The organism is Cylindrospermopsis sp. CR12 (genome assembly GCF_001432185.1).
Taxonomy (GTDB): Bacteria; Cyanobacteriota; Cyanobacteriia; order Cyanobacteriales; family Nostocaceae; genus Raphidiopsis; species Raphidiopsis raciborskii.
On sequence record NZ_LMVE01000021.1, the window covers coordinates 170,559 to 194,548 of the forward strand.

Sequence of the window (23,990 nt, forward strand, 5' to 3'; positions counted from 1 at the left end):
CACATTTACATTAGAGCTATTGTGAGGTATTTTGAGGGAATTGGGTAAATTCCACCTGCGGAGTTCGGTTATACCACTCCCACGAATAGACAAAAGACTATAAGCTAGAAATCATGTAGTGCGGTGTATACTTTAATTATACTTTAACTATAGTTCAAATAATCGTCTTATAGTCAATCAAAGGGTGAAAACCTGTGTACCAATGGATTTTACCAAGTTTGGCAGAAATTCTGGCCCAAAGCCAATCCCACACAGTTCCATGTTCATCTGAAAAAGCAGAACAACAATGGCGTGTCGGTCTTGCTGCTGCAGAACATCTCCTCCTAACCACTCTAACACCTACAACACTCCATTATACTACTCCAGGTTTAGTTTTGACTGCACCAACTCCTCTGTTCGGTCAACCTAATCTGACCCAAAACCTACAGACAGTCACCTTTGCGACTAAACCTTTTAACCCTTTGGCATTAATGCCATTTGATGTACCACCAAAAGTGTTAGCAGACCAAGGTAATTTGCTCTTTGATCAAGATACTACTATTAGAAACAATACTTACTATTCTCATCTGTATAATAACAATAATAGCATTCTCCCTGGGGATTCTATTTTAACTTTATTAGCCCCCGATCCCCTGGGAAATGAACAGTTTTGCCTAGTATTTACAGAAAAGTTTACACTGGCTTTAGTATTATCAGCTCCCACTGGTAGTAAAAAAGAGTTTTTATTTTCCTTTGAGCCGAATGTGGTTAAACAAGCTTGGCAAGCATTAGGAACAAGACTAGTTTTGACTAATCCAGAATTGTTTTCCCAATTAGATGCTAGGGTTGAGAATTACCCCCTAACTGCACCAAACTATCAAACCATTATTCAATTTAGTCAATTTCTGCTTGCTGAATTACCAGAATCAACTGACAGGTCCACCCATTCTTTTCCCATCTTTTCCTTTCCCCAGGATCCCGTTTTGTCATCTGCAAAACCTCCTTCCCGTTCTGATGTGGAACTACTGCAGGCATTTTCCCATGAGGTGCGCACACCTTTGGCAACTATTCGTACTATGACACGACTGTTATTAAAGCGACAGGATCTACCCGGAGCTGTTGTTAAACGGTTGGAAGTTATTGATCACGAATGTACCGAGCAGATTGACCGTATGGAGTTGTTATTTAAGGCCGCAGAGTTAGAAACTTCTGAAACTTCAAGTTCCCAAACCACCCAAATTGGTTCCCAGCTCACACCAATGTCCTTAAATCAGATCCTAGAACAAATTATTCCCCGTTGGCAACAAGCAGCAACTCGACGTAATTTGACTTTAGATGTAGCTTTACCTCAACAATTACCAACTGTAGTTAGCAATCCCGCTATGCTAGATCGTGTACTAACCGGTTTAATGGAGAGTTTTACCCGCAGTTTACCCCCTGGTAGTTCTATTCAAGTTCAAGTTATTCCTGCAGGTCACCAACTTAAATTACAGTTATTACCTCGGTTGGGTTGTCATAATTCTACTAAAGATGTTCACATACCCATTCGTAAAGCGCTTGGTCAATTGTTAATCTTTCAACCGGAGACTGGTACTATTAGTTTAAATGTTGCTGCGACCAAACACCTATTTCAGTCTATAGGTGGCAAGTTGATTGTGCGGCAAAATTCCCAATATGGTGAGGTAATGACAATATTTTTACCTTTGGAAATTGATCATAAACACCTCTACTAATTAACAACTTTTAATTGGTTAATTGGTGGTCAATTGGCAGACCCATTGCTAAAAGTGCAGTTCCGTAAGCTGCTTCCGTGTGGGTGGATGGTGTGACATTTGTTTTTAAAAACCTCTTTCTCATAGTAGTCCACGTGGAATTAACTGCTCCACCACCAGCAGTATAAACATGAATTAGTTTATCTGCACCCAGCTGTTCTAATAGATTGTATCCCTTCTGTTCTATTCTTGCCATACCTTGTAACAACCCATGTAAAAATTCCCTTGGATCTTCAGGTCTGGGATCCAGTCGCGGTGCGAGCATTGGATCGTTCACAGGAAAGCGATCGCCCGGTTGTAGCAAAGGATAATAATCTAACTGACTAGATGCACAGCCATCTATTTCCTGACTTAGACTAACCAATTCTTGATCAGTGAAAAACTTTTTTAATACTGCTCCTCCAGTATTAGAAGCTCCCCCTGCTAACCACAAATTTCCCAACCGGTGACTATAAATTCCATATCGTGCATCTTCTATTCGGGTGCGACTTAAAAGTTTCAAAACCAAGGTCGATCCCAGGGAAGTAACTGCTTCCCCTGGTAATTTAGCTCCACTAGCTAGGAATGCTGCAATACTATCCGTTGTTCCTGCACATACCCAACAATCACGTCTGAGTCCAAATTGGTCTGCTACCCCAGGAATTAGTTCGCCAATTCTTTCTCCCGGGGTGAGAACCTTTGGTAATTTAATGGGAATTTTCAGATCCTCTAACCATTTCGGATATTGTAATTCCTTGACGTCATAACCTAACTTTAGTGCATTGTGATAATCACTAAAACCCAGTTTACCATGTAAAAGAAAACCCAACCAGTCTGCTTGATGTAGAAGATATCTAGCTTGAGAAAAATTAGGTAACTGCTGCATCCATAATAATTTAGCCAAGGTAGAGGTGGCACTGATAACAGTATGGTTGGGGGGAGCTACCTCAGCTAAACGCTTAATAAAGACTGACCCCCTTCCGTCCTTGTATAATAGGGGTGGGCACACGGGTTCACCAATAGCATTTGTCAGCAAAACAGTAGAAGAAGTGCCATTAATGGCAATTCCCCTGATTTGTCGACGGAGGTCCTGGGAAATTGCCCCTAAAAGCTCCCATAAAGTCGCTCGCCATACCACCGCATCACCCCGATCAGGATGGCAAAGAAGACGAATTTCTCCCCTAATAGTGGAATCTTCATCGATTACTATGCCCCGGGCACCGGAAGTACCAAAATCAATACCTAAATACAATGTCATTTTGGTTCATGTTGCGTCTTGTAAAAATATGTGTCTCAATTGTGGTAAAACCGTAAAATAGCTGGGAGATGTCAATTCATCCTGTTTTTTGGAGGGTTACCACCATGTCTATCTCAGATACTCAAGTTTACATTGCCTTGGCCGTAGCTTTAATTCCAGGTATTTTGGCTTGGCGTTTAGCTACCGAACTTTACAAGTAATACCAGTGCACCGGTTTATAACCGTTCAAACAATTTGTATAAAATTGTGAGTCTGTAGCGGGTCAACCGCTACAAGGCTAAATGGCAACCCCTTTATTCCTTTTGGTTATGTTTCGATTTTAACGCAATTGCAGCCATTAAACCAAACCAATGTGTCCTCAATTGGAAAATCTGGAAAATTTCAAGTTTGACTTAATAACTACTAATCAAACAGGAGAGATAATTAGTAGAACCGACGGTAGTGCTAGGTACTTCTTAGAAGAAATAGGCCCTATAAGACTGAAAATGGTGGAAATCCCAGGGGGAGTATTTACCATGGGTTCTCCAGAAAATGAGGAGGGGAGGTATAATTACGAGAGTCCCCAACATCAAGTAACAGTACCCCCATTTTTCATGGGTAAATATCAAATAACACAAGAGCAGTATCAGGTTCTAATGGGAGAAAATCCCTCTCGATTCCCAGGTAGAAAACGCCCGGTGGAAAGAGTAACCTGGATTGAAGCTGGGAAGTTCTGTGAGCAATTAAGTAAAAAAACAGGAAAAAACTATACCTTGCCCAGTGAAGCTCAATGGGAATACGCCTGTAGAGCTGGTACTATCACTCCATTTCATTTTGGTGGAAGTATTAATACGGATTTAGCCAACTACAATGGCAACTACACCCAGGGTTCAGTGACCAAGGGAGAATGGCGACAACAAACCACAGAAGTGGGAATATTTCCGCCCAATGCCTTTGGTTTGTATGATATGCACGGTAATGTGTGTGAGTGGTGTTTAGATACATGGCATCGAAACTATCAGGGCGCGCCAAATGATGGTAGTCCCTGGATTGATGAGAGTAGCCAATATAAAGTGATACGTGGTGGTTCCTGGATTAATTTAAATAGGATCTGTCGTTGTGCTTCTCGTGACTTCAACTTCGACTACTATAACGACCACTATGGTTTTCGGGTAGTCTGTAACGTGTAATTATGGTAACTAAAACGATATCCTTTACCATAGACGGTGTGAATTAATGTAGACTCTCCACCTAACTCAATCTTACGTCGCAACAGACGAATTAACGCAGCAATGACGTTACTCTCTGGTGGTTTTTCCCCTTTCCATAAGTGTTGCATAATTTGACCATGAGTTAGTAATTGTTCTGGATTTTCCATAAAATATTTTAGGAGTTGACTTTCTTTTTCTGATAGCTCTATTATTCTCCCCTGACGATGGGCGACCTGATTTTCCATATCTAGTTCTAAGTCCCCCACTGCTAACTTTCCCGTTATGGTATAACTATCAACACTGGAACGACGCAACAGGGCACGAACCCTGGCCAGTAACTCCCTTAGCTCAAATGGTTTAACTAGATAATCATCTCCACCCGCATCTAAACCCTGAACTCGGTCATCTAAGGTGTCCTTAGCGGTGAGGAATAAAACGGGGATATTTTTGCCCTGACGACGCAATTCCTGGCAAATTTCCAACCCGGTTTTTTCCGGTAACATCCAATCTAAAATCAATAAATCATAGGTTCTTGTTTGTGCTAGTTCACTACCGCTTTTGCCATTATATGTTATGTCCACTATATATCCTTCGCGGGTCAAGATCCGCCCTAGAGGATCCGTCAGTTCCACTTCATCATCAACTAATAAAATTTTCATGCTCCTAGTGAGATAATAAACCCCAAAGACAAACATATCAAAAAAAATAATGCTGACTGTTGCACTACCAAAAGGGGAATTACTTAAAAATAGCATTCAACTAATGCAATCTGCTGGTTTGGATTTTAGTGCCTTCCTAGATGCTGGAAACCGTCAATTGCAAATTTATGATGCTAGTGGAAAAGCTAAGGGACTGTTAGTCAGAGCGCAGGATGTACCTGTATATGTTGAATATGGTCAAGCACAACTGGGTATTGTCGGTTATGATGTGCTAAAAGAAAAAAAACCACAAGTAGGACAATTAGTTGACCTAAAGTTTGGGTATTGTCGAATGTCCGTGGCGGTAAAGTCTACCAGTTCTTATAAATCACCCCTAGACCTACCTGCTCACGGTCGTGTAGCTTCTAAATATGTTAACTGCGCTCGGGAGTATTTTGAAAGTTTGGACTTACCAGTGGAAATAGTACCTTTATATGGTTCAGTGGAACTAGGACCAATTACGGGGATGTCGGAAGCGATTGTGGATATTGTTTCCACCGGAAAGACTCTCCGGGAAAACGGACTGGTAGAAATTGCCACCTTGTATGAAAGTACTGCTCGATTAATTGTTCATCCCTTGAGCTATCGTTTAGATTTGGGAGGGATATATAATTTGGCGCAAAGTGTCAAATCGTCAGTTAATTCCTGATGTGTCTTTTCTATTCTCGACAATTATCACATGTTCCATGAACCGTAACCTGGTAAGTCTTTCCCCGCAGACCAGGACGGAGATTTTTTAGTTCTATACATTCAAAGGTGTCCCAAGGTATATCTTCAATTCCTCCACAACGCTGACAGCAAAAATGATGATGGGGTTGTATATTCGCATCATAGCGAGATACCCCCTCCTGTAGGAGCACCTCCCTAACTAGTCCCACTTCCCTTAGAGCTTGTAAAGAGCTATATATGGTCGCTTGGGATGAAACTGGAAAGTCTTTATTCAGATCCGTCAAGATTTGATCTACTGTGGGATGATCGGTACGAGATAACAAATTTGCATACACTGCAAAGCGCTGGGGAGTCACCCTCAATCCCTTAGATTTTAAGGTTTTAATAATTGCGTTTGCTTGCTCCTGCATGATCCTAATCTTATTGATGAAAATTTTTACATTAGGCCTAGTTTAGCATATCCCAAAACTAATGCCATTTACTATTTAATAAAAAAAATAAGTATTTATTACTATTGACTTTTTATTAAATCAGAATTATTCTGAGATAAGAATAGACATAAACACAAATTTATCAATTAAACGAAGAGGTTAACATGGCTGTAATTCAAACCGTTCCTGACGTTGTTTTCAAAACCCGGGTTCGTGACGAGCTGATAGGTGGTCCTAATCCTTTCCGTTGGCAAGATAGGACTACACAGCAGTTGTTTGCTGGTAAGCGTGTAGTTGTGTTCTCATTACCAGGAGCTTTTACTCCCACTTGTTCTACTTCCCATTTACCACGCTATGAAGAGCTGTATGACGAGTTCAAGAGTTTGGGTGTAGATGAAGTAATTTGTGTGTCTGTGAATGATGCTTTTGTTATGTACCAGTGGGGTAAACAGCAGGGAGCGCAGAAAGTGTTTTTGTTACCAGATGGTAATGGAGAATTTACCCGTAAAATGGGTATGTTAGTGGACAAGTCCAACCTAGGTTTTGGGATGAGGTCTTGGCGTTATTCCATGGTAGTGAATAACTGTCAGATAGAAAAGATATTTGTTGAACCTGGTTACGAAGATAATTGTCCTACTGATCCCTTTGAAGTTTCCGATGCAGACACCATGCTAAAATACCTGCAAAGCGTAAAATAGTGAAATAAAATGTGGGAAGGAATGATTCCTTCTCACCCACTGGTATGGTTCACTAATTAAACTAATTAAACCGATAGTAATTAAGAAATTATAAAGATGAATTACGATTTTGACTTATTTGTAATTGGTGCAGGTTCTGGTGGTATTGCTACAGCTAGAAGAGCAGCAGAATATGGAGCAAAGGTAGGAATTGCTGAGTTTGATAGATTAGGTGGAACCTGTGTAAATCGTGGTTGTGTGCCCAAGAAACTGATGGTTTATGCTTCCCATTTTCCGGGATTGTTTTCCGATGCTGTAGGTTATGGGTGGGGTAGTGTGACCAGTTCCCTAGATTGGGAAAAGATGATTAACGCAGTCAATAACGAGGTAAACCGTTTGAATGGGATTTATCAGAGAATGTTAGATAATTCCCAAGTGGAGGTTATACAGGGGTATGGCAAACTTGTTGACACCCATACCATTACAGTTGGTGAACGCCAAATCACAGCAGACAAAATACTAATTGCAGTAGGCGGCTATCCAACTAAACCGAATATCCCCGGAATTGAACATGCCATTGTATCTGACGACATGTTCCACCTGAAAACCCAACCGCAAAAAATGGTGATTTTGGGTGGTGGTTATATTGGGAGCGAGTTTGCCTGTATTATGAATGGATTGGGCACAGAAGTCACCCAAATTATTCGTGGTGATATGATTTTACGTGGTTTTGACCATAATTTACGAAGTGAAATTCAACAGGGTATGAGTGATCACGGTATTAATATTATTAATCATGCTCAGGTAAGTGCTATAGAAAAAGAAGGCGAAATATTCCAAGTTAAATTCCGTCAGGATGGACAAGAAGAAGACACAGTAATTGTTGATGCGGTAAGTTTAGCAGCTTTAGGTCGCAAACCAAAAACTGAAAATTTGGGATTGGAAAACACCAAAATCCAATTAGACCAGGGGGCGATCGTGGTAGATGAGTATAGTCGCACAGAAGAGGAGAATATTTATGCTGTAGGTGACTGTACCAACAAAATTAACTTAACCCCGGTAGCGATAAATGAAGGTAGGGCATTTGCTGATACTGTCTTCGGAGGTAAGTCTCGCACCATGAGTTATGAAAATGTGCCTACAGCTATTTTTACCACACCAGAAGCAGCTACAGTGGGACTAACAGAAGAACAAGCACGGGAGAAATATGGTGACGCGGTGAAAGTTTATCGCAGTCGTTTTCGTCCCATGTACTATACCCTAGCAGGGAAAGAAGAAAAAACCATGATGAAATTAGTGGTGGAGCAAACCAGTGATTTAGTCCTGGGGGCTCACATGGTGGGAAATAATGCAGCAGAAATTATTCAAGGAATTGCAATTGCTATTAAAATGGGAGCAACTAAAGCCAACTTTGATGCTACCGTAGGGATTCATCCAAGTTCAGCTGAAGAATTTGTCACCATGCGATAATCAACGCGACAATCACTAAGATGATAATCTACCCATTTCAGAAAAAATCCGACAAAAAGCCCCGCAAACCAGACTACCGCCAAAATCAAAATGACTGGCGGTTATTTTTGCGTTTAGTTCCCTATGGTCGTAACAGTAAATATCTACTTGCATTATCGCTACTTTTGCTTGTACCGATTGCGATCGCCAATTCCATACAACCATTACTAATTGGACAAGCAATATCATTAATTCGTCAAGAACCGGGGACTTACAAATTTCTGACCAGTCGCAGTTTATGGGAAGGACTAGGAATCATACAAGCACTACTACTAGCAACAATGGTAGTGAGACTATCCTTGGTAGGGGTTCAGAGTTATTTAGTCCAAAAAGTGGGGCAGAGAATTACTGCTGCAATTCGTCAAGACTTATTTAGTCATGTAACATCTCTATCCTTGAGGTTTTTTGAATCTACCCCGGTAGGAAAATTGGTTACTAGATTGGTTAGTGACGTAGAAAGTTTAGGAGATGTATTTGCCACAGGTGCTATTGGTATTATTTCTGATATATTTTCGATGTTAGTGATTACCATTTTAATGTTCACAATTCAGTGGCAACTTGCCTGTTTACTAATATTGATTTTAGTGCCAATTTCCTGGTTAATTATCTACTTTCAGAAAGAATATCGTCAAGCAAATTATAAATCGAGAGAGGAGCTATCAAAGATAAATTCTCAACTGCAAGAAAATATTGCTGGTATTAACGTAGTGCAGTTATTCCGACGACAGAAATTAAATGCGGAATTATTTCGTGCCACCAACACAAAATATGTTGAACAAGTTGACACTACCATCTGGTATGATTCAGCGGTTTCCGCCACATTAGAATGGGTTAGCTTAATTGCTATAGCGGGTGTTTTATGGGTTGGAGGTTATTTATTATTGGGGCGAAGCATAACCTTTGGTATTTTATCAGCATTTATACTGTATGCTCAACAGCTATTTGACCCCTTACGAAACTTTGCTGAGAAATTCACAATTATTCAGGGTGGATTTACTGCTATTGAAAGAGTTAGTAACATTTTAGATGAACCCATAGAAATTAAAGACCAGGTCAGTCCTAAATTTTCACTATTGGAGAATCAGGGTAACTATATAGGTGAGACCATTAAGAACTTAGAAGAACAGAACTTTATCACCCCTTCAGCATTAGGAGAAATTCGCTTTGAGAACGTGTGGTTTGCGTACAAAGATGATGATTATGTACTCAAAAATTTAGATTTTGTCATTCACCCTGGAGAGAAAATAGCCTTAGTGGGTCCTACTGGAGCGGGTAAAAGTTCAATCATTCGTCTTTTGTGTAGACTTTATGAACCCACAAAAGGACGTATTCTAATTGATGGTATAGATATTCAGGAGATACCACAAATTGAGCTAAGACGTTACATGGCAGTAATTTTGCAGGAAGTCTTTTTGTTTGCTGGTGACGTAAAAAGTAATATTAGTTTAGGAGATAACTACACATCAGAAGAGATTGAGAGCGCTGCAGAAAAAACCAATGTTGCCAGTTTCATTCAAGAGTTACCTCAAGGTTATAATACGGAATTAAGAGAGAGAGGCACAAATATTTCAGGGGGACAAAAACAACTATTAGCATTTGCGAGAGCAGCCATTCGTAATCCACAAATTTTGATTTTAGATGAAGCAACTGCCAACTTAGATGTGGGAACTGAAGCACTAATTCAACAAGCGTTAAATCAGTTGTTAACTGCAAGGACAGCTATAATAATTGCCCACCGGTTGTCAACTATTAGAAATGTGGATAGAATTTTTGTTTTAAAAAGAGGTGAATTAATTGAACAGGGAAGTCATCAGGAACTAATCAATCAAGGGGGACTTTATGCAACTTTACATAATTTACAAATGTTAGGCAGTTAAGTGGGTGGGTGGAATTAAATATAAGATGAACCTAGGTTGGGTTGAAGTATGAAACCCAACGCCCCCATGGGTTAACCCATCCTACAAATAATTGTGCCTCCTTACTTAGAGTTAGAGCAAGAGGATAGGGGGATAATTAATATATATTATGTATTATATGAGGTGTATTCACATACCTATTGCTAGACTACAGTACAATCTGAAAGGTTAATCCATTAGTTTTTAAAAAATCATGGGTGAAATGATCAACAAGATTCGTATCACTAAGTTCTAAATTATAAAAATCAACAAAATCATGATAGAAATAGGGACCTGCGTGCCAAGTTCCTACTTCTAGTTTGATAAAACAGTTACCGGGAATGTGAAAGACCACTAACTTATCTAAAATGGGTTCCCTATTATTATTCTCTGGTGGACAAACTGCCATAAACCAATCCTTCCCTTCCAGAGAACCTAGACACTGAGTACATTCAACATGACGAGTTATCTTATGAAATCGTGTTCCTTGTTTTTTTAAGCGCATAATATAGAAGCGTGTAATACCATTCTCTAAACTTAGTTGAGCATCTGTATAGTCAAAAATTTTATCGTCTTTACAAGGAAAGATCACCTGTCCATAAGGTTGGAAACTTTCTGGAGTGATAAATTGTGCCATTAACTCCCGCAATTTTACAGCTGTGTTCACGAAATACTCCCTAGATACAAATTTAGTCAAAAATATTATAGCCCTAGTCACCTGCTTCAAGGGTGGATCATTTGTGGGGTCATACACCTCCCCCCATATTTATGAGCTTGAGTTAATAATGAATTAATGATCAATTAATGCCCAGTTAATACAAGGTTAATACAAAACCAATATATAGCCCTCCCCCCTTGCAGATAAAACTAATACTAGGTTAATACTCAAATATTGAGTCGATTGCTATTACAACAAAAATTGTCAAAAGTTTGTATCATAACCTACTAAAATGATGGAATCAGAATTTTAAGTTAAAAACTCGGGATACAATTCCTGTTAATTATGCGTTTAGAGCAGTTGCAAGCCTTTTTAGCGATCGCCCAAACAGGTAGTTTCCAACAAGCTGCCAAAAAATGTGGGGTCACCCAATCTACGATCAGTAGGCAAATTCAGGGTTTAGAGGCAGATTTAGGTGTAGAGTTGTTTCATAGAAACACTCATGCTAAGTTAACATTAGGTGGTGAAAGGTTACTACCGCGTGTGAGAAAAATTTGCCAAGAGTGGGAATTTGCAACCCAGGAACTAACAGATTTAATCAGCGGAAAACAGCCAGAATTATGTGTTGCAGCAATCCACTCTATTTGTAGTTCCTATTTACCGGAGGTGTTACAAATGTTTTGTCACAACTATCCTCAAGTACAACTAAGGGTGACCTCATTAGGTAGCGATCGCTCCTTAAAAGTATTGAAAGATGGGTTAGTAGATTTAGCAATTGTCATGTACAATAAGTTTCTAATTACCGGTAAGGAAATGGTGGTAAAAAACCTGTATGAGGAGCCAATAGAAGTATTAGTAGGAGTCAATCATCCCTTAGCGGAACTCACGTCTGTACCGTGGAGGGAACTAGTTAAATATCCCCAGGTGGTATTTAAGGATGGTTATGGAATGCAGCGACTAATTCAAGAGAAATTTGAGCAGCTAGGAGCAGTATTAAAAGCAGCATTAGAGGTGAATACTTTAGATGCTTTTCGGGGTGTAGTCAGACAGGGAGAACTAATAGCTTTATTACCCCATTCAGCGTTAATTGAAGCCAGGTTTGACCCTAATCTCGTAGTACGCCCTCTCAACAATAATGAGGATAAAGATCATGACCTAGGAGGGGATTCTACTTTCACTCGTCGAGTGGTGATGGTAACTACCCAAGATCGGTTAAAAATACCCCCCATACAACATTTTTGGCAATTAGTAGCTGACCATATCCCCCCCCGGTAAAAGCATTCTTGATTCCCGATTAACCATTAACAATTTCTTATGTCTCATATATTTAGAGAATTTATCCGCAAAATTGGTAGCGGAAACCACACTTCAGAAAATCTCACTCGTCAAGAAGCTTATACAGCTATGAAGATGATGTTATTAGCTGAACCCACACCCGCACAAATAGGCGCATTTTTAATTGCGCATCGGATTAAACGCCCTACGGGTGAAGAATTGGCAGGTATGTTAGATGCTTATGATGAACTGGGTCCCAAATTGGCACTAACTAACTATGATGAAAATCCCATAGTTTTTGGCATACCCTATGATGGTAGAATCCGCACAGCTCCAGTTAATATCATTACCACTTTATTGTTGACAGCAGCGGGTAAACCTGTAATCATGCACGGAGGCGATCGCTATCCCACAAAATATGGTTTACCCCTGGTCGAAATTTGGCAAAACTTAGGAATCAATTGGGCTAAGGTATGCTTAGAAAAAACTCAAAAAATATTTAACACAACCGGTATTGGTTTTATACATACAACCAGTCATTTTAGCTTAACTCAAAGCCTTTGGGAATATAGAGAACAACTTGGTAAACGTCCACCACTAGCAACAATGGAATTAATTTGGTGTCCTTATGTAGGTAATGCCCATATTATTGCTGGCTTTGTTCATCCTCCCACAGAAGGTATGTTGCAAGCAGCTTTAGAGATGAGAGGAGTGAAACAATATACCTTTATTAAAGGTTTGGAAGGTAGTACAGATTTACCAAAGGATCGGACTGCAATTATTGGCACATCCTGCTTTGAGCTCCAAGAGTTAAAAAGACTGAATTTGGCATCCCGCGACTATGAATTCAGCAGTAAGAATGTACCCTTATATAGTACAGAGCAGTTAATGACAGACATCAAATCTATTCTGATAGGAGAAAGTAATGACTTGATGGAGACAGCTATTTGGAACGGAGCTTTTTACTTATGGCACAGTGGTGTTAGTCCAGACATGTCAGCAGGAATAGATAAAGCTAGAGAATTACTCCATAGTGGTCTAGTAGCTGCTAAACTACACCAGTTACTCCAAATCCTCTAATATAGAGATCATCATAGTTTCCCACCTCTAGGATTTGATTCCTCTCGTTGACAATTACCACCCTAGGAGAATACCCTTTCAACTCTTCTGCAGTAAATTGCCCATAGGTCATTATAATTAGGCGATCGCCCGTTACACCCAATCTAGCTGCTGCTCCATTTAACTCAATGATTCCCGAGTTAGCTGGTGCTGGAATCGTATAAGTAATGAGGCGCTTTCCATTGTTCTTATTCACCACTTGTACCTGCTCGTATGGTAGAATACCAGCCTCGTGTAAAAGAACTAGGTCAACACTGATACTACCCACATAATTAACATTTGCACCGGTTAGGGTACAGTTGTGAAGTTTGGCTAAAAGTAGAGTACGCTGCATTTCTTTAAAAGTTGTTTGCCAACATATACAACATATCAAAATATATAGGGGGAGGTGGGCAAAAAACGAAAAAAGTGCCAGATTGGGACTGAAGTAGTGCACACAAGCATTCTTTTGTTTTTCACATCCACCGAAGAACCTGTTGTTGCGTCCCTACTTAGCAGCAGCGACACACTTTTGCACTAAAGGTGCAACCTTATCCGCATCATGCCAACCGAGAATTTGTGTTACCTTCTTCTCCAAATTTTTATAACTACGGAAAAACTCAGCAATTTCTTCCAACCTATGGGGAGGGATATCCTTCAGCGAGTTTACATGGGCGTAGCGAGGATCCTTAACAGGAACACAAAGGATTTTTTCATCCCGTTCACCACCATCAATCATTTCCAGAAAACCAATAGGTCTAGCTGGAATAACACAACCAGGGAAAGTTGGTTCATCCATGATCACCATTCCATCTAGGGGATCTCCATCCTCAGCTAGGGTGTTAGGAATAAAACCATAGTCATAAGGGTATTTGACGGAAGAATAAAGCACCCGGTCCAAGGCGAAAGCATTTAATTCCTTATCAAATTCGTATTTATTCTGACTCCCACCAGCAATTTCAATCAGCACATTAATCACACCTGGTTTAGGTTGAGCAGGAATAAGAGATAAATCCACAACAAAACTCCCGTACTAACAGTTAATTTATTTAGAACCCGGAGGTTCTCTTGCTAGATTTTAGGATAATTGTGCTATGTTCACATCCTTTTTGAGAAATCTGATTTTATATCTGGTTAGTTCATGGCTATGGTTTATCTGTTGTCAAATTGTAGATTACCGGTTGTGGTGGATTCTGAACTTCCGCTGAGGAATAATGGGAGATGATTAGTACAGGCATAATTAGGGTTAAAAGAGCAATTACCGTTCCCACAATATCTGCTACACGTTGGGAGTATGTGTTAGACAGGTTAGTAGACGGGCCATTTGAATCCATAAAAAGTTTGGTTTGGGTTTTCCCTAGTGGTTCCACTCTTCTTGTTTAAAAGAGAGTTTCCCTTCCATTCTAGCTACTTTTCTTGGTTTGGGTCAGTGGTTTTAAAAAACTTAATTCTCCACTTTACTTTTAAGAAAGTGTGGAACCTATTAATCATCTATCAGAGTTGACTAAGTAGGGAGGCGCAATTATTTGCAGGACGGGTTAGCGGTAACCCATGGGGGTGTTGGGTTGAGGAACGAAACCCAACCTACGTTAATCTTATATTTAATTCCACTCACCCACTTAGAAGTAAAGCTTATTGAGGAACACATTTGGAATTAAATCCGTAGACTTCCGGCCAGTTTTCCACTGTGCCCTTGCCAATTCTCACAATTCTAGCGTCACCATTTTCGAATCTTAAGCGAATCCGTATTTCTCTTGGTTGTGCACTTCTGAGGAAGTTGGCAGTGCCCTGATCTACTGCAAAAAGAGTAGTAGCCATGTACCAATTGCTAGATATTTGCTTGTTGGAGTTTTCTGCTGGTTGATTGTTTCCACCAAAGAAAATTCTACCTATAAGGTTATTCACACTAGTTCCCTGTGCTTGGGTATAGGTATAAGGAACCTTAAATCCTCTCACTTGGGTGCTGGGGTTCCGTTCCAGTTCTATAATTTGATTATTAACTCCTATCTCTAGGGTTTTGGGGACTAATTGCTGTAATTCCGCTTGACCATCATTGGGTGATTTTTGCACCACCACTTGTAAAAAACATCCATCTACATTGCTTCCCCAAAGGGAAACAATCACAAACCTACCTGGAAAAGGCTGAGAAAATGGTCCGGACAAACCACTCTCTGGTTCTCCGTGTCGGTCTATAACAACCTTCCCTGAAATAATATCAACCAAAGAGTCCTTAATGTTGGCTACTTGACTAAAGGGGAAACCACCTGCACCCCAGGGTATTCCCTTGGCTACATTTAAACTATCCTGATCTATTACAGGTTGGGATTGGGCGATCGCCTGTTGCTGATTGGTATAGAAACAACCTAAAACGAGCATTACTGATGAAATAGTACTTAAATAACTCTTCCACATAGTATTCTCCTCCTGTATAATCTTAAATTTTGCAAATCTAACAAACAGTACCCGGGCAAACTGCTGGTCCGCTAGGCGCTTTGTATCTAGTGGGTCTTCTGGGAGAATCACCGGGAGCTACTGGTGGAGGAGGGGGAAGTACCGGTTGTACAGTACTGGTGGGAGGTTGTTGTCCCGTCAACGAGAAAAAGGTATTAATGGGAATACCCGCATTAAACCCTGTCTTTCCTCCAGAAGATGCTCCTGTTTCCCTTTGTCCGATTATTTCCCTAATTCTTGGGCGTTTACGACCCCGGGTTTCTGATTCACCACTATCCTGATCAGTATCTGCTAATCCGTGAATACCAATAACTCTACCAGAACCATCAAACACTGGTCCGCCACTATTACCAATATAAGTAACAGCGCTGTATACCAAACTATAACCCATTTGTCCCTTGGGGTTCAAAGTAGCTAATTTACCGGGCGTAATAGTGAAAGTCCTATTTTTACCTTTGTTGCCAAAAATGGCAGGAAATCCAGCCACAGTCACATCAGCAGCTAGTTTCACCTGACTGGAGTTTCCCAGAACAGCTACGGCATAATTTTCCCCTGATTCAAAAGTTACTGTTGCTAAATCTGGATCACTTGGTGATTTCTGTAATACCTGGCGGTCTTTAATTGCATATTCCTTACCCGTATTAGTCTGGATAGTATACTTAAAACCCGTTTCGCATGCTACCTTTTTTCTCGCCAGTGCGATTTCATCACGATCACAGACAACGTGATTCGCAGTTAATACGGTGTAAATTCTACCAGACTTGTTAATAATTACACCTGAACCTCCATCCGCTTCTTGCCCCTTTTCATTATCAAAGATATTGATTTTAACAGTAGTTTTTTCCGCTATATCGTATACCCCTTCTGCTGCCAAGGACACCTGTACCCCAGTAGCTATAACAACTAAAAGAGTAAATCCTGACACCATGTGATTTTTCACTAGTATTTGATTAAGTAAACCCCTATTCATGGCTAGTTAGAACCTTAACTCTACCTAGGTTAAATTATATAACTTACAGATAAGATTTGTCACCTACTTTATCTTTTTTAATCTTTGTTTCCCTGGTACTTCACATTTCCATAAGTCCCCACTCCCACCCCTTTGGCTTTTAACCTCGACTGTAAGCACCCATTGGTTCCTTGATAAACCGGATATAAAGATGTTTGAAAGTTGACTTAATTACACGGGGCATAGCAAAATCAATGGGCATTAAATTATCAGGTAATCGCCAGTCCTCTATTTGTAACAAATCCGGAGATAAATGGGGAAATTCTATGTCCGTCAATTCAGGACAAATACCCAAATTTTGGGCAGCTACCATGGTAGGTACTTGCATGGGATTAACTTTAAGTATTTCTAATACTGCTCGGTCTAGGGCAAACACATTCTCTGATGCACCTAAAACACCTAGCTCACGGGGTTCACCACCACTAGGTCCATTACCTTCATGACCAATAATCCCATCCAAAATAGTCAAACTAGGATTAATTGTTCTAGCAGTTTCTACCAACATTTCTCCGAATTTTTTGGCATCTTTACCTGCTTCCATGTGCCACCAAGCTTTCATCTTTCCTGGGACACAACCAAACAGATTTTTGACTCCCATAGTGACTGTTAATTGCATGTGGGATTTCACTTTTGGTAAATTAATAATCACATCTGCTTCCATAGCTTCCTTCGACAAGAGCAGATGATTAAATTCATAGCTTTTTCCGGAACCCTCAGGACAGGTATAACGTTGACCACGAAATTCCACAATGGGAATGTTCAACTCCTCTAAAAGTGGCAGCAATCCATTGGCCGTGGCCACACCCTTGGCAGTACCAAAAGCTGGACTGTCTCCTAGAAAAGGTTTGCCACCAGATTCTATCACTTGCTGCGCAACAGCGCGAATCAGTTCTGGACGGGTAGTACATTCCTTGGTGGGTCGGGCACCTGTTAATAAATTGGGTTTCAATAGTACCCGGTTTCCAGGTTTAACAAAAGCTCCTATTCCCCCCAGGGGATCTAATAGGGTGGTTAGGGATTCTTTTAAAGCATCCTGTTGGTAGGATGTGGCTCTAATTAAACTAACTTGTGGTTTTGTTGTCAGCATAAGTTAAGGAGTGGTTAATTGATTCTAGTTAAGTGGGTGGGTGGAATTAAATATAAGATAAACGTAGGTTCCCCTCATGGGTTACCCTACCCCCGAAAAATTAGCACAGTGGAACAATAGTACTCATTTGTTCCAAATCTAAAACCAAGGCCAGTTGTTCTTCGGTCATTAGTCCCCTTTCCAAAACAATTTGTCTTAGAGATTTCCCCGTTTCTAAGGACTCCTTGGCTACAGCAGCAGCATTTAAATAACCAATATGAGTATTTAATGCTGTAACTAAAGCTAAACTTCCCTCAGCATAACCTAAACATCTTTCTCTGTTGGCAATAATACCCTGAATACAATTATCTGTCAAAGCTCTAATTGTATTACCTAATATCTCAATACTATGAATCAAGTTATAGGCTATAAGCGGCATCATCACATTTAATTCTAATTGTCCCGCTTGAGCAGCAAGAGCGATCGCCTGGTCATATCCCATAACCTGAAAACAAACCATAGATGTCATTTCTGCCATAACTGGATTATACTTACCTGGCATAATAGAAGACCCTGGTTGTACGGGTGGTAATTGAATCTCTTTAAATCCGGTTTTGGGTCCAGAATCCATCAAGCGTAAATCATGGGAAATTTTCACCATATCCTGTGCCAGATTGCGCACTGCACCAGAAGTATTAACAAATGCTCCCATACTTTGCATAACAGCCATTAAATGGGGCGCTGGTTCCAGGGGAATTTCTAATAATTGGGAAAGCACTTCCACTACCCTTTTGCGGTATTCGGGGTGAGTGTTCATTCCCGTACCAGCTGCACTTCCCCCTAAACCCAAGACCATCAAATCCCCAGAAGCAGTGTATATGCGATTTTGATGTTCACTAAGAATATGGGACCAAGCTCGAAAATTCTCCCCTAACCGCACTGGAACCGCGTCCTGAAGGTGGGTTCTTCCCGATTTAACAATGTGTTGAAATTCCACCGCTTTTGCTTCTAGGGTGGCAATTGCCTTTTCTAATACGGGATGCAGGGTTTGGGTTAGGGCCAATAAACCACCTAGTCTAATAGCTGTAGGAATGACATCATTGGTAGACTGACCATAGTTAACATGATCGTTAGGACTAACCCGCTGGTAATTTCCTTTCTCATCCCCCAAAATTTCTAGGGCTCGATTGGCTAGAACTTCGTTGATGTTCATGTGGTGGGATGTACCTGCTCCTGCTTGGTAAACATCTACCACAAACTGATCCCGTAATTTCCCCCCTAGTATTTCGTCTGTCGCTTGAACTATGGCTTTACTTATATCTAAGGGTATACAACTCAACTCACCATTAACTATTGCAGTTGCTTTCTTAATGTACAAACAGGCATCTACATAGCTGGCTAGTGGCTTGATTCCACTTATGGGGAAGTTCTCCAGGGCGCGTTGGGTTTGAATCCCATAATATACGTTATTGGGAATTTGGCGATCGCCCATGGAATCCCGTTCAATGCGAAAATCTATATTACTCATAATTACTCACATAGTTAATGATAGTTTATTGGAGATTAGGTGGGTGGGTGGAATTAAATATAAGATGAACGTAGGTTGGGTTGAAATATGAAACCCAACACCCCCATGGGTCTCGTTACTCGACCCATCCTACAAATAATTGTGCCTCCCTACTTACGCCAAAATATAAATTATCCCATAAGTGATACTATAGTAGTGTTAGGATCCTCCTTTTCCATTTGTTCACTGTGAAACATACCTGAATACCCGCTAATAAATTGTCTAACACACTACTAATCGCTGGAACTGATACAGGTGCTGGCAAGACCATATTAACCTGTTCTATAGCGGCTTACTGGCTAAAGTACCTTCCCCAAAGTCGCTTGGGAATCATGAAACCTTTACAGTCTGGTGTAGGTGATAAAGAAACCTACCAGTCTCTTTTTAGTTTGGATCAGTCCGAGGAAGAAATCACCCCTTTGTATTTTCAAGCACCGTTGGCACCCCCAATTGCTGCGGCCAAGGAAAATCGGACTATTGATTTGGGTCTGGTTTGGCGAACTTTTCTCAAATTACAAAGGGAAAGGGATTTTTTACTGGTGGAGTCCCTCGGGGGTTTAGGTTCACCCGTAACGGATGAATTGACCGTGGCCGATTTGGCGGGAGAATGGCGTTTACCAACGGTTCTAGTTGTCCCTGTTAGATTAGGTGCGATCGCTCAATCCGTAGCTAATGCGGCTTTGGCTAGACAAGCCAAAATAAACTTATTGGGGATTGTTTTGAACTGTAACCAACCTCGTTCGGAAGAAGAAATAGGCGATTTAACGCCAACCTATTTAATTGAGTCTTTAACTAACTTTCCGGTTTTAGGTTGTTTACCATACCTAGAGGAAGTTAATGACTTAGAAACCCTGGCTGAAGTTGCATCCAAATTGACAATTCCTGTGTTGTCTGAATTACAGGTTGGCTGAGTTCGGTTTACATAGAAAATGCTTTAATAATATTTTCCGCCATATCAAAATTAGCTGTTACACTTTGCACATCATCCAACCCTTCCAGGGTGTCAATCAGTTTTAGCAGGGACTTAGCTTGGTCTATATGGGTAACTTCCACTTCAGTTTGCGGAATCCAACGTATTTCCACCTCTGTCAGTTTAAAGTCTTTAGCTTTGAGTGTTTGACTCAATTTCTCCAGGTCAGATACCTGGGTGAAAACCTCAGCTACTTGTTGGTCAATCATTTCATAGCTCTCAGCATTACCGACAAGGGATGCTTCTAATAAGTTTTCTTCATCCTCCACCCCCGTAACTATACAAACCCCCTTTTGGGAAAACATCCAACTGACACAACCGGTTTCTCCCAAATTTCCGCCATTTTTACTGAAAGCAACCCGTAAATCCGCTGCAGTTCGATTGCGGTTATCTGTTAATGCTTCCACTAGTATAGCTACCCCACCTGGTCCATAACCTTCGTAGCGAATCTCTTCTAAACTATGACTATCACTACCTAAAGTACCCGCACCTTTAGCGATCGCCCTTTCAATATTATCATTGGGGATACCTGCTGCTTTAGCTTTGTCAATAGCTGTTCGCAGTTGGAAATTTCCTGTAGGGTCTGGTATACCATTTTTAGCAGCAATAATAATTGCCCGGGAAAGTTGAGTGAAAACACTGCCTTTTTTGGCATCTACTACCGCTTTTTGACGTTTAATATTTGCCCATTTACTATGTCCTGCCATAACCAGTACCAACAACACTAATTAAGACTAAACTAATACTAAACGGTTATTTCTCCGTTAGTTTGACTAAACCAACACCACCAAAATATAAAGCCAGGACTGCTCCTGCTAATAGACTTTGGGTGAGGGGATCGGTGGAGGGTGTTAACACTGCTCCTAAAATCATAGATAACATAATCACCAGTCTCCAACCATTGAGCATTTGCTGTGACGAAACAATTCCTAACTTGCTTAGCAATAATTGAATAACTGGAATTTGAAAGGCTAAACCAGTACTAAATAATAGCAACAGAATAAATTCAAAATATTTTTCAATTGACCATAGCTGTTCTACTACGTCAGCTCCATACTTAACAAAAAATTGTAAAGCGGCAGGAATAAGTAATAAATAGGCAAATACTAATCCACCTAAAAACAATATACTAGAGCCAAAAACTATGGGAGCTAATAGTCGGCGTTCACGACGAGTTAAACCGGGTAAGACAAATTGAATAATCTGATAAAGAATTACGGGACTGGATAGAACTAACCCGCTATAACCAGCAACCTTGAGGGAGACGAAAAAATACTCTCCCGGTGCTAATTGCAAAAATTTAATCCCTTGAGCTGGTATTTCCAGTAGTCGCACCAGGGGTTTGACCACTAAAAAACAACTCACAATACCTACCACTACAGCAATTAAAGAATAGAAAATGCGCTGTCGCAGTTCTTCCAGATGGTCAAAAAACGGCATTTCTACTTCGTCTGGGAGTTCATCTAGGGGATCCACGGGTAAATTACTGGTGTCCTCAGCAAAATCTATGGTTTCTGTCTCTGTTTCTGGTAAAGGTGTCATGAGTTGGGTTGGCAACATTCCTTAACTATTTTACATTTTATCTTTTTACCGTTGGTTAATTTCCAGATTTGGCGTATTTACTAACTAGCGCTGAAATCTCTGGGTTATATAACCGTAGGTAATTCCAATAATTCCCCAACACCTGACGCACATAATTTCTGGTTTCCCCAAAGGGTATTTCTTCCACAAATTCGTCGGGATCCTGTTTGGGTATGGTTCGTAACCACTTGGCAACGTTGCCAGGGCCTGCATTATAACTGGCGATCGCCAACATGGAATTATTATTATATTCCTGGTGGGTATGATCCAAATACCAAGTTCCCAACATGATATTATCATTGGGGTTTTCCAGGTTAATAGTTTTCATATCCACACCAATTTGTGGTGCTATCCATTTAGCTGTATTTGGCATCACTTGCATTAAACCCACAGCACCAGCTACTGATTTAATTTTAGGTTGGAACATTGATTCCTGTCTCATTAAACCTATCACCAGCAGGGGATTTACCTGACGAGCTGAAGCCCACTTTTGTATTGGTTCTAAGTACAATAGGGGATATCGTGCTTGCCAATAGGTAATTTGTCGACTTAAAACAGCATATTCAGCTCTCTCCTCCGGGGTTTCCCTATCTTCCAACTGAGATATTTTAGCAATACCAATGAGGTTATCACCCTTTACTAACCGCATCAACCCTTCCGTGAACTGTTCTTTTATCGTGGGCTGATTGTTATTTTTAAATCCCGTCTCCCACTCATACCAGGCATCCCGGTCTTGTGCCATTAAATACAGTTCTTTGAAGGTATCCGTACCAGCAGGGGGTAAAGGACGTTGGGGTGAGGTAATTTGGGGGTTGAGTAGGCGCAGATTATTAAAATCACCCACGTCCCATCCCAGGATTCTAGCGGAGCGCCAAGCATAATAAGATTGTGGAAAATTAGCCAGTACGTACTCATAAGACTTACGAGCTTCCTCGTTTTTACCCAGTAGACTTGCCCACTTACCTACCCAAAAACTAGCTCTTGGTGCTAAAATGCTCTCAGGGTTCTGAGTAGGAATTGGTTGTGCCCACTCCCATGCACCAATATAATCACGGTTTTTAGCCTTAGCCAGAGCATTTTGCCAACGGTATTCTGTGGCAGCATCAGAGCTGCTATATTTACTTAGGAGTAATTTCCAGGTTTCACTAGCTGACTGATTATCTTTGAGACTGGTCAGCAATTTAGCCTTTTGTGCTAATGCTTGTGGTGCTTGAGAAGGAAATTGAGCAATTATTTGGTCAAGATAAGCTATGGCATCCTTCCCAGGGGCCATTTCTGCCAGTCTTAACAGAGCTGTTCCTGTTTCTTTCTCTTTAGGAAACAACTTGACTTGTTGTTTATAAATTACAATTGCCAATTCCCGTTTCTTGTCTAACTGTAAACCTCGAGCAGTGCGATATAGGTTTTTAGCTGTTTGAGGAGCATTTTTATAGGCACTACTGGCTTTAATAAACTCATTATTATCCCAATATGCTGCACCAATTACTTCCCAATCTGCTGGAGTGAGCAAAGACTGTTGAACCAAGTTATCTAAAAAACCTACGGTTCCTGGTTCATTTGTGGCATACTTAGCCAAGATTAATTGTAATTTGGGTTGATTGGGGTTTTCTCGCAGACGATTGCGGATAATTTCCCAAGTGAGAGGGTGGGAGGGAAATTGGGCGATCGCCCGTTCCTGTAGTTTTGGTTGTCCAATGAGATACATGGCTTTCACCGCTGCGGGACTTTTTGGATAATCCCTTAATACCCTTTGACGCAGGTCAGAAGCTAACCCTTTTTCCCCCAACATATCTTGAGCTTGGGCTTGTTTCAATAAAATATAAGATGCCAAAACTGGATAATCTTTTTCCAAACCCACCAATAATTCCAACGCTGGTTTACCTTGATTCGTTTGAATATAATCACTAGCCAAGACATAGCGGGCCCTTTCTCGATCTGGAGAGTCTCCTTTTTCAGCAATTTCCCTGAGCTTACTAGATCTTTCTGGTAAAGATTGAGCTACAGTCATGCCAACAGTTGAAGGAGATTGGTCCATTTGAATTGACTGATTTGCTTCTACCTGACTGGGGTCAAACCATTTGCTCAAGGTTTTTTGCGCCTGGGGAAATGAGAACCCCACACCTAAGAGAAAGGCGCCGAGCCCCGCTCCTGTAATCAAATAGACTTGCTTGTTTTGTAGTTTTTTTAACATGGATACTTACTTCTAGCCTAGCCAACGGTTTTGTGCCAATCTAGCACTAGCTCAAAAACTTTGGGAA

At 40.7% G+C, this 23,990-nt stretch carries 24 protein-coding genes; 10 read left to right on the top strand and 14 right to left on the bottom strand.

The genetic code is table 11. The features are described from left to right. Positions 1 to 194: 194 nt before the first annotated feature. Entirely contained in the window at positions 195 to 1,712 is a 1,518-nt protein-coding gene (locus ASL19_RS02885) for a sensor histidine kinase KdpD (protein ID WP_057177209.1), read from the top strand. Between the two features lie 10 nt (positions 1,713 to 1,722). Here the strand turns inward: ASL19_RS02885 and ASL19_RS02890 are convergent, their stop codons facing one another. Then, positions 1,723 to 2,988, bottom strand: coding sequence for an FGGY-family carbohydrate kinase (locus tag ASL19_RS02890; RefSeq protein WP_057177210.1), 1,266 nt, complete (start codon positions 2,986 to 2,988; stop codon positions 1,723 to 1,725). Positions 2,989 to 3,092: 104 nt separating this feature from the next. Here ASL19_RS02890 and psaM point away from each other — a divergent pair, with 104 nt between their 5' ends. Together psaM and ASL19_RS02900 are read left to right on the top strand one after the other, a co-directional pair. Continuing rightward, positions 3,093 to 3,188, top strand: coding sequence for a photosystem I reaction center subunit XII (gene psaM, locus ASL19_RS02895; RefSeq protein WP_015141228.1), 96 nt, complete (start codon positions 3,093 to 3,095; stop codon positions 3,186 to 3,188). Between the two features lie 150 nt (positions 3,189 to 3,338). Next, complete coding sequence (locus ASL19_RS02900; RefSeq protein ID WP_057177211.1) at positions 3,339 to 4,157, top strand: formylglycine-generating enzyme family protein; 819 nt, start codon at positions 3,339 to 3,341, stop codon at positions 4,155 to 4,157. Here the strand turns inward: ASL19_RS02900 and rppA are convergent. Then, positions 4,127 to 4,837, bottom strand: a complete 711-nt coding sequence (gene rppA / locus ASL19_RS02905) for a two-component system response regulator RppA (protein ID WP_057177246.1) — start codon at positions 4,835 to 4,837, stop codon at positions 4,127 to 4,129. The two genes, ASL19_RS02900 and rppA, sit on opposite strands and share 31 nt — an antisense overlap. A 49-nt stretch (positions 4,838 to 4,886) precedes the next feature. On the opposite strand from rppA, the gene hisG reads away from it, so the two are divergent. After that, positions 4,887 to 5,525 carry an ATP phosphoribosyltransferase gene (hisG, locus tag ASL19_RS02910; RefSeq protein ID WP_040009096.1) on the top strand — a complete coding sequence of 213 codons (639 nt, stop codon included), beginning with the start codon at positions 4,887 to 4,889 and terminating at the stop codon, positions 5,523 to 5,525. 10 nt (positions 5,526 to 5,535) lie between these two features. Here the strand turns inward: hisG and ASL19_RS02915 are convergent, their stop codons facing one another. Further along, positions 5,536 to 5,955, bottom strand: coding sequence for a Fur family transcriptional regulator (locus ASL19_RS02915; RefSeq protein WP_057177212.1), 420 nt, complete (start codon positions 5,953 to 5,955; stop codon positions 5,536 to 5,538). Positions 5,956 to 6,140: 185 nt separating this feature from the next. On the opposite strand from ASL19_RS02915, the gene ASL19_RS02920 reads away from it, so the two are divergent. The 3 genes from ASL19_RS02920 (at position 6,141) to ASL19_RS02930 (ending at position 10,039) form a co-directional block, all read left to right on the top strand. Next, positions 6,141 to 6,674, top strand: a complete 534-nt coding sequence (locus tag ASL19_RS02920) for a peroxiredoxin (RefSeq protein ID WP_006277427.1) — start codon at positions 6,141 to 6,143, stop codon at positions 6,672 to 6,674. 96 nt (positions 6,675 to 6,770) lie between these two features. Next, positions 6,771 to 8,123: a glutathione-disulfide reductase gene (gene gorA, locus ASL19_RS02925; RefSeq protein ID WP_057177213.1), complete on the top strand. Its 1,353-nt coding sequence runs from the start codon at positions 6,771 to 6,773 to the stop codon at positions 8,121 to 8,123. Positions 8,124 to 8,143: 20 nt separating this feature from the next. Continuing rightward, positions 8,144 to 10,039 (top strand): ABC transporter ATP-binding protein, encoded by a 1,896-nt coding sequence (locus tag ASL19_RS02930; RefSeq protein ID WP_057177214.1) that lies wholly within the window; start codon positions 8,144 to 8,146, stop codon positions 10,037 to 10,039. Between the two features lie 187 nt (positions 10,040 to 10,226). On the opposite strand, the gene ASL19_RS02935 is transcribed toward ASL19_RS02930, so the two are convergent. Beyond that, positions 10,227 to 10,724 (bottom strand): ureidoglycolate lyase, encoded by a 498-nt coding sequence (locus ASL19_RS02935; protein WP_006277423.1) that lies wholly within the window; start codon positions 10,722 to 10,724, stop codon positions 10,227 to 10,229. 336 nt (positions 10,725 to 11,060) lie between these two features. Here ASL19_RS02935 and ASL19_RS02940 point away from each other — a divergent pair, with 336 nt between their 5' ends. Together ASL19_RS02940 and ASL19_RS02945 are read left to right on the top strand one after the other, a co-directional pair. Then, the gene (locus tag ASL19_RS02940; protein ID WP_057177215.1) at positions 11,061 to 11,990 is read left to right on the top strand and encodes a LysR family transcriptional regulator; all 930 of its coding nucleotides are present in this window, start codon (positions 11,061 to 11,063) and stop codon (positions 11,988 to 11,990) included. 39 nt (positions 11,991 to 12,029) lie between these two features. After that, complete coding sequence (locus tag ASL19_RS02945; protein ID WP_057177216.1) at positions 12,030 to 13,070, top strand: anthranilate phosphoribosyltransferase family protein; 1,041 nt, start codon at positions 12,030 to 12,032, stop codon at positions 13,068 to 13,070. Here ASL19_RS02945 and panD read toward each other — a convergent pair. The 7 genes from panD to ASL19_RS02980 all read right to left on the bottom strand — a co-directional run bounded on the left by panD (position 13,039) and on the right by ASL19_RS02980 (position 19,145). Then, on the bottom strand, positions 13,039 to 13,443 hold the full coding sequence (gene panD, locus ASL19_RS02950) for an aspartate 1-decarboxylase (RefSeq protein ID WP_006277420.1): 405 nt from the start codon (positions 13,441 to 13,443) through the stop codon (positions 13,039 to 13,041). The two genes, ASL19_RS02945 and panD, sit on opposite strands and share 32 nt — an antisense overlap. Before the next feature lie 153 nt (positions 13,444 to 13,596). Next, on the bottom strand, positions 13,597 to 14,106 hold the full coding sequence (locus tag ASL19_RS02955; protein WP_057177217.1) for an inorganic diphosphatase: 510 nt from the start codon (positions 14,104 to 14,106) through the stop codon (positions 13,597 to 13,599). 127 nt (positions 14,107 to 14,233) lie between these two features. After that, positions 14,234 to 14,422: a hypothetical protein gene (locus tag ASL19_RS02960; RefSeq protein ID WP_057177247.1), complete on the bottom strand. Its 189-nt coding sequence runs from the start codon at positions 14,420 to 14,422 to the stop codon at positions 14,234 to 14,236. 298 nt (positions 14,423 to 14,720) lie between these two features. Beyond that, positions 14,721 to 15,500 (bottom strand): hypothetical protein, encoded by a 780-nt coding sequence (locus ASL19_RS02965; RefSeq protein WP_057177218.1) that lies wholly within the window; start codon positions 15,498 to 15,500, stop codon positions 14,721 to 14,723. A 37-nt stretch (positions 15,501 to 15,537) separates the two neighbouring features. Continuing rightward, on the bottom strand, positions 15,538 to 16,509 hold the full coding sequence (locus ASL19_RS02970) for a serine protease (RefSeq protein WP_057177219.1): 972 nt from the start codon (positions 16,507 to 16,509) through the stop codon (positions 15,538 to 15,540). Positions 16,510 to 16,648: 139 nt separating this feature from the next. Further along, positions 16,649 to 17,635, bottom strand: a complete 987-nt coding sequence (locus ASL19_RS02975) for a DUF362 domain-containing protein (RefSeq protein ID WP_057177220.1) — start codon at positions 17,633 to 17,635, stop codon at positions 16,649 to 16,651. 100 nt (positions 17,636 to 17,735) lie between these two features. Further along, on the bottom strand, positions 17,736 to 19,145 hold the full coding sequence (locus ASL19_RS02980; RefSeq protein ID WP_096543529.1) for an aspartate ammonia-lyase: 1,410 nt from the start codon (positions 19,143 to 19,145) through the stop codon (positions 17,736 to 17,738). Between the two features lie 254 nt (positions 19,146 to 19,399). Here ASL19_RS02980 and bioD point away from each other — a divergent pair, with 254 nt between their 5' ends. After that, positions 19,400 to 20,092 (top strand): dethiobiotin synthase, encoded by a 693-nt coding sequence (bioD, locus tag ASL19_RS02985; protein ID WP_057177221.1) that lies wholly within the window; start codon positions 19,400 to 19,402, stop codon positions 20,090 to 20,092. Between the two features lie 7 nt (positions 20,093 to 20,099). On the opposite strand, the gene ASL19_RS02990 is transcribed toward bioD, so the two are convergent. Genes ASL19_RS02990 through ASL19_RS03000 form a run of 3 tightly spaced genes read right to left on the bottom strand, consistent with a single transcriptional unit; the run spans position 20,100 to position 23,923 of the window. Next, positions 20,100 to 20,858 (bottom strand): YebC/PmpR family DNA-binding transcriptional regulator, encoded by a 759-nt coding sequence (locus tag ASL19_RS02990; protein WP_057177222.1) that lies wholly within the window; start codon positions 20,856 to 20,858, stop codon positions 20,100 to 20,102. A gap of 46 nt (positions 20,859 to 20,904) precedes the next feature. Beyond that, a complete protein-coding gene (gene tatC, locus ASL19_RS02995; protein WP_040009106.1) occupies positions 20,905 to 21,693 on the bottom strand; it encodes a twin-arginine translocase subunit TatC in 789 nt (262 codons plus the stop codon). 55 nt (positions 21,694 to 21,748) lie between these two features. Continuing rightward, positions 21,749 to 23,923: a transglycosylase SLT domain-containing protein gene (locus ASL19_RS03000; RefSeq protein WP_057177223.1), complete on the bottom strand. Its 2,175-nt coding sequence runs from the start codon at positions 23,921 to 23,923 to the stop codon at positions 21,749 to 21,751. Positions 23,924 to 23,990 lie beyond the last annotated feature (67 nt).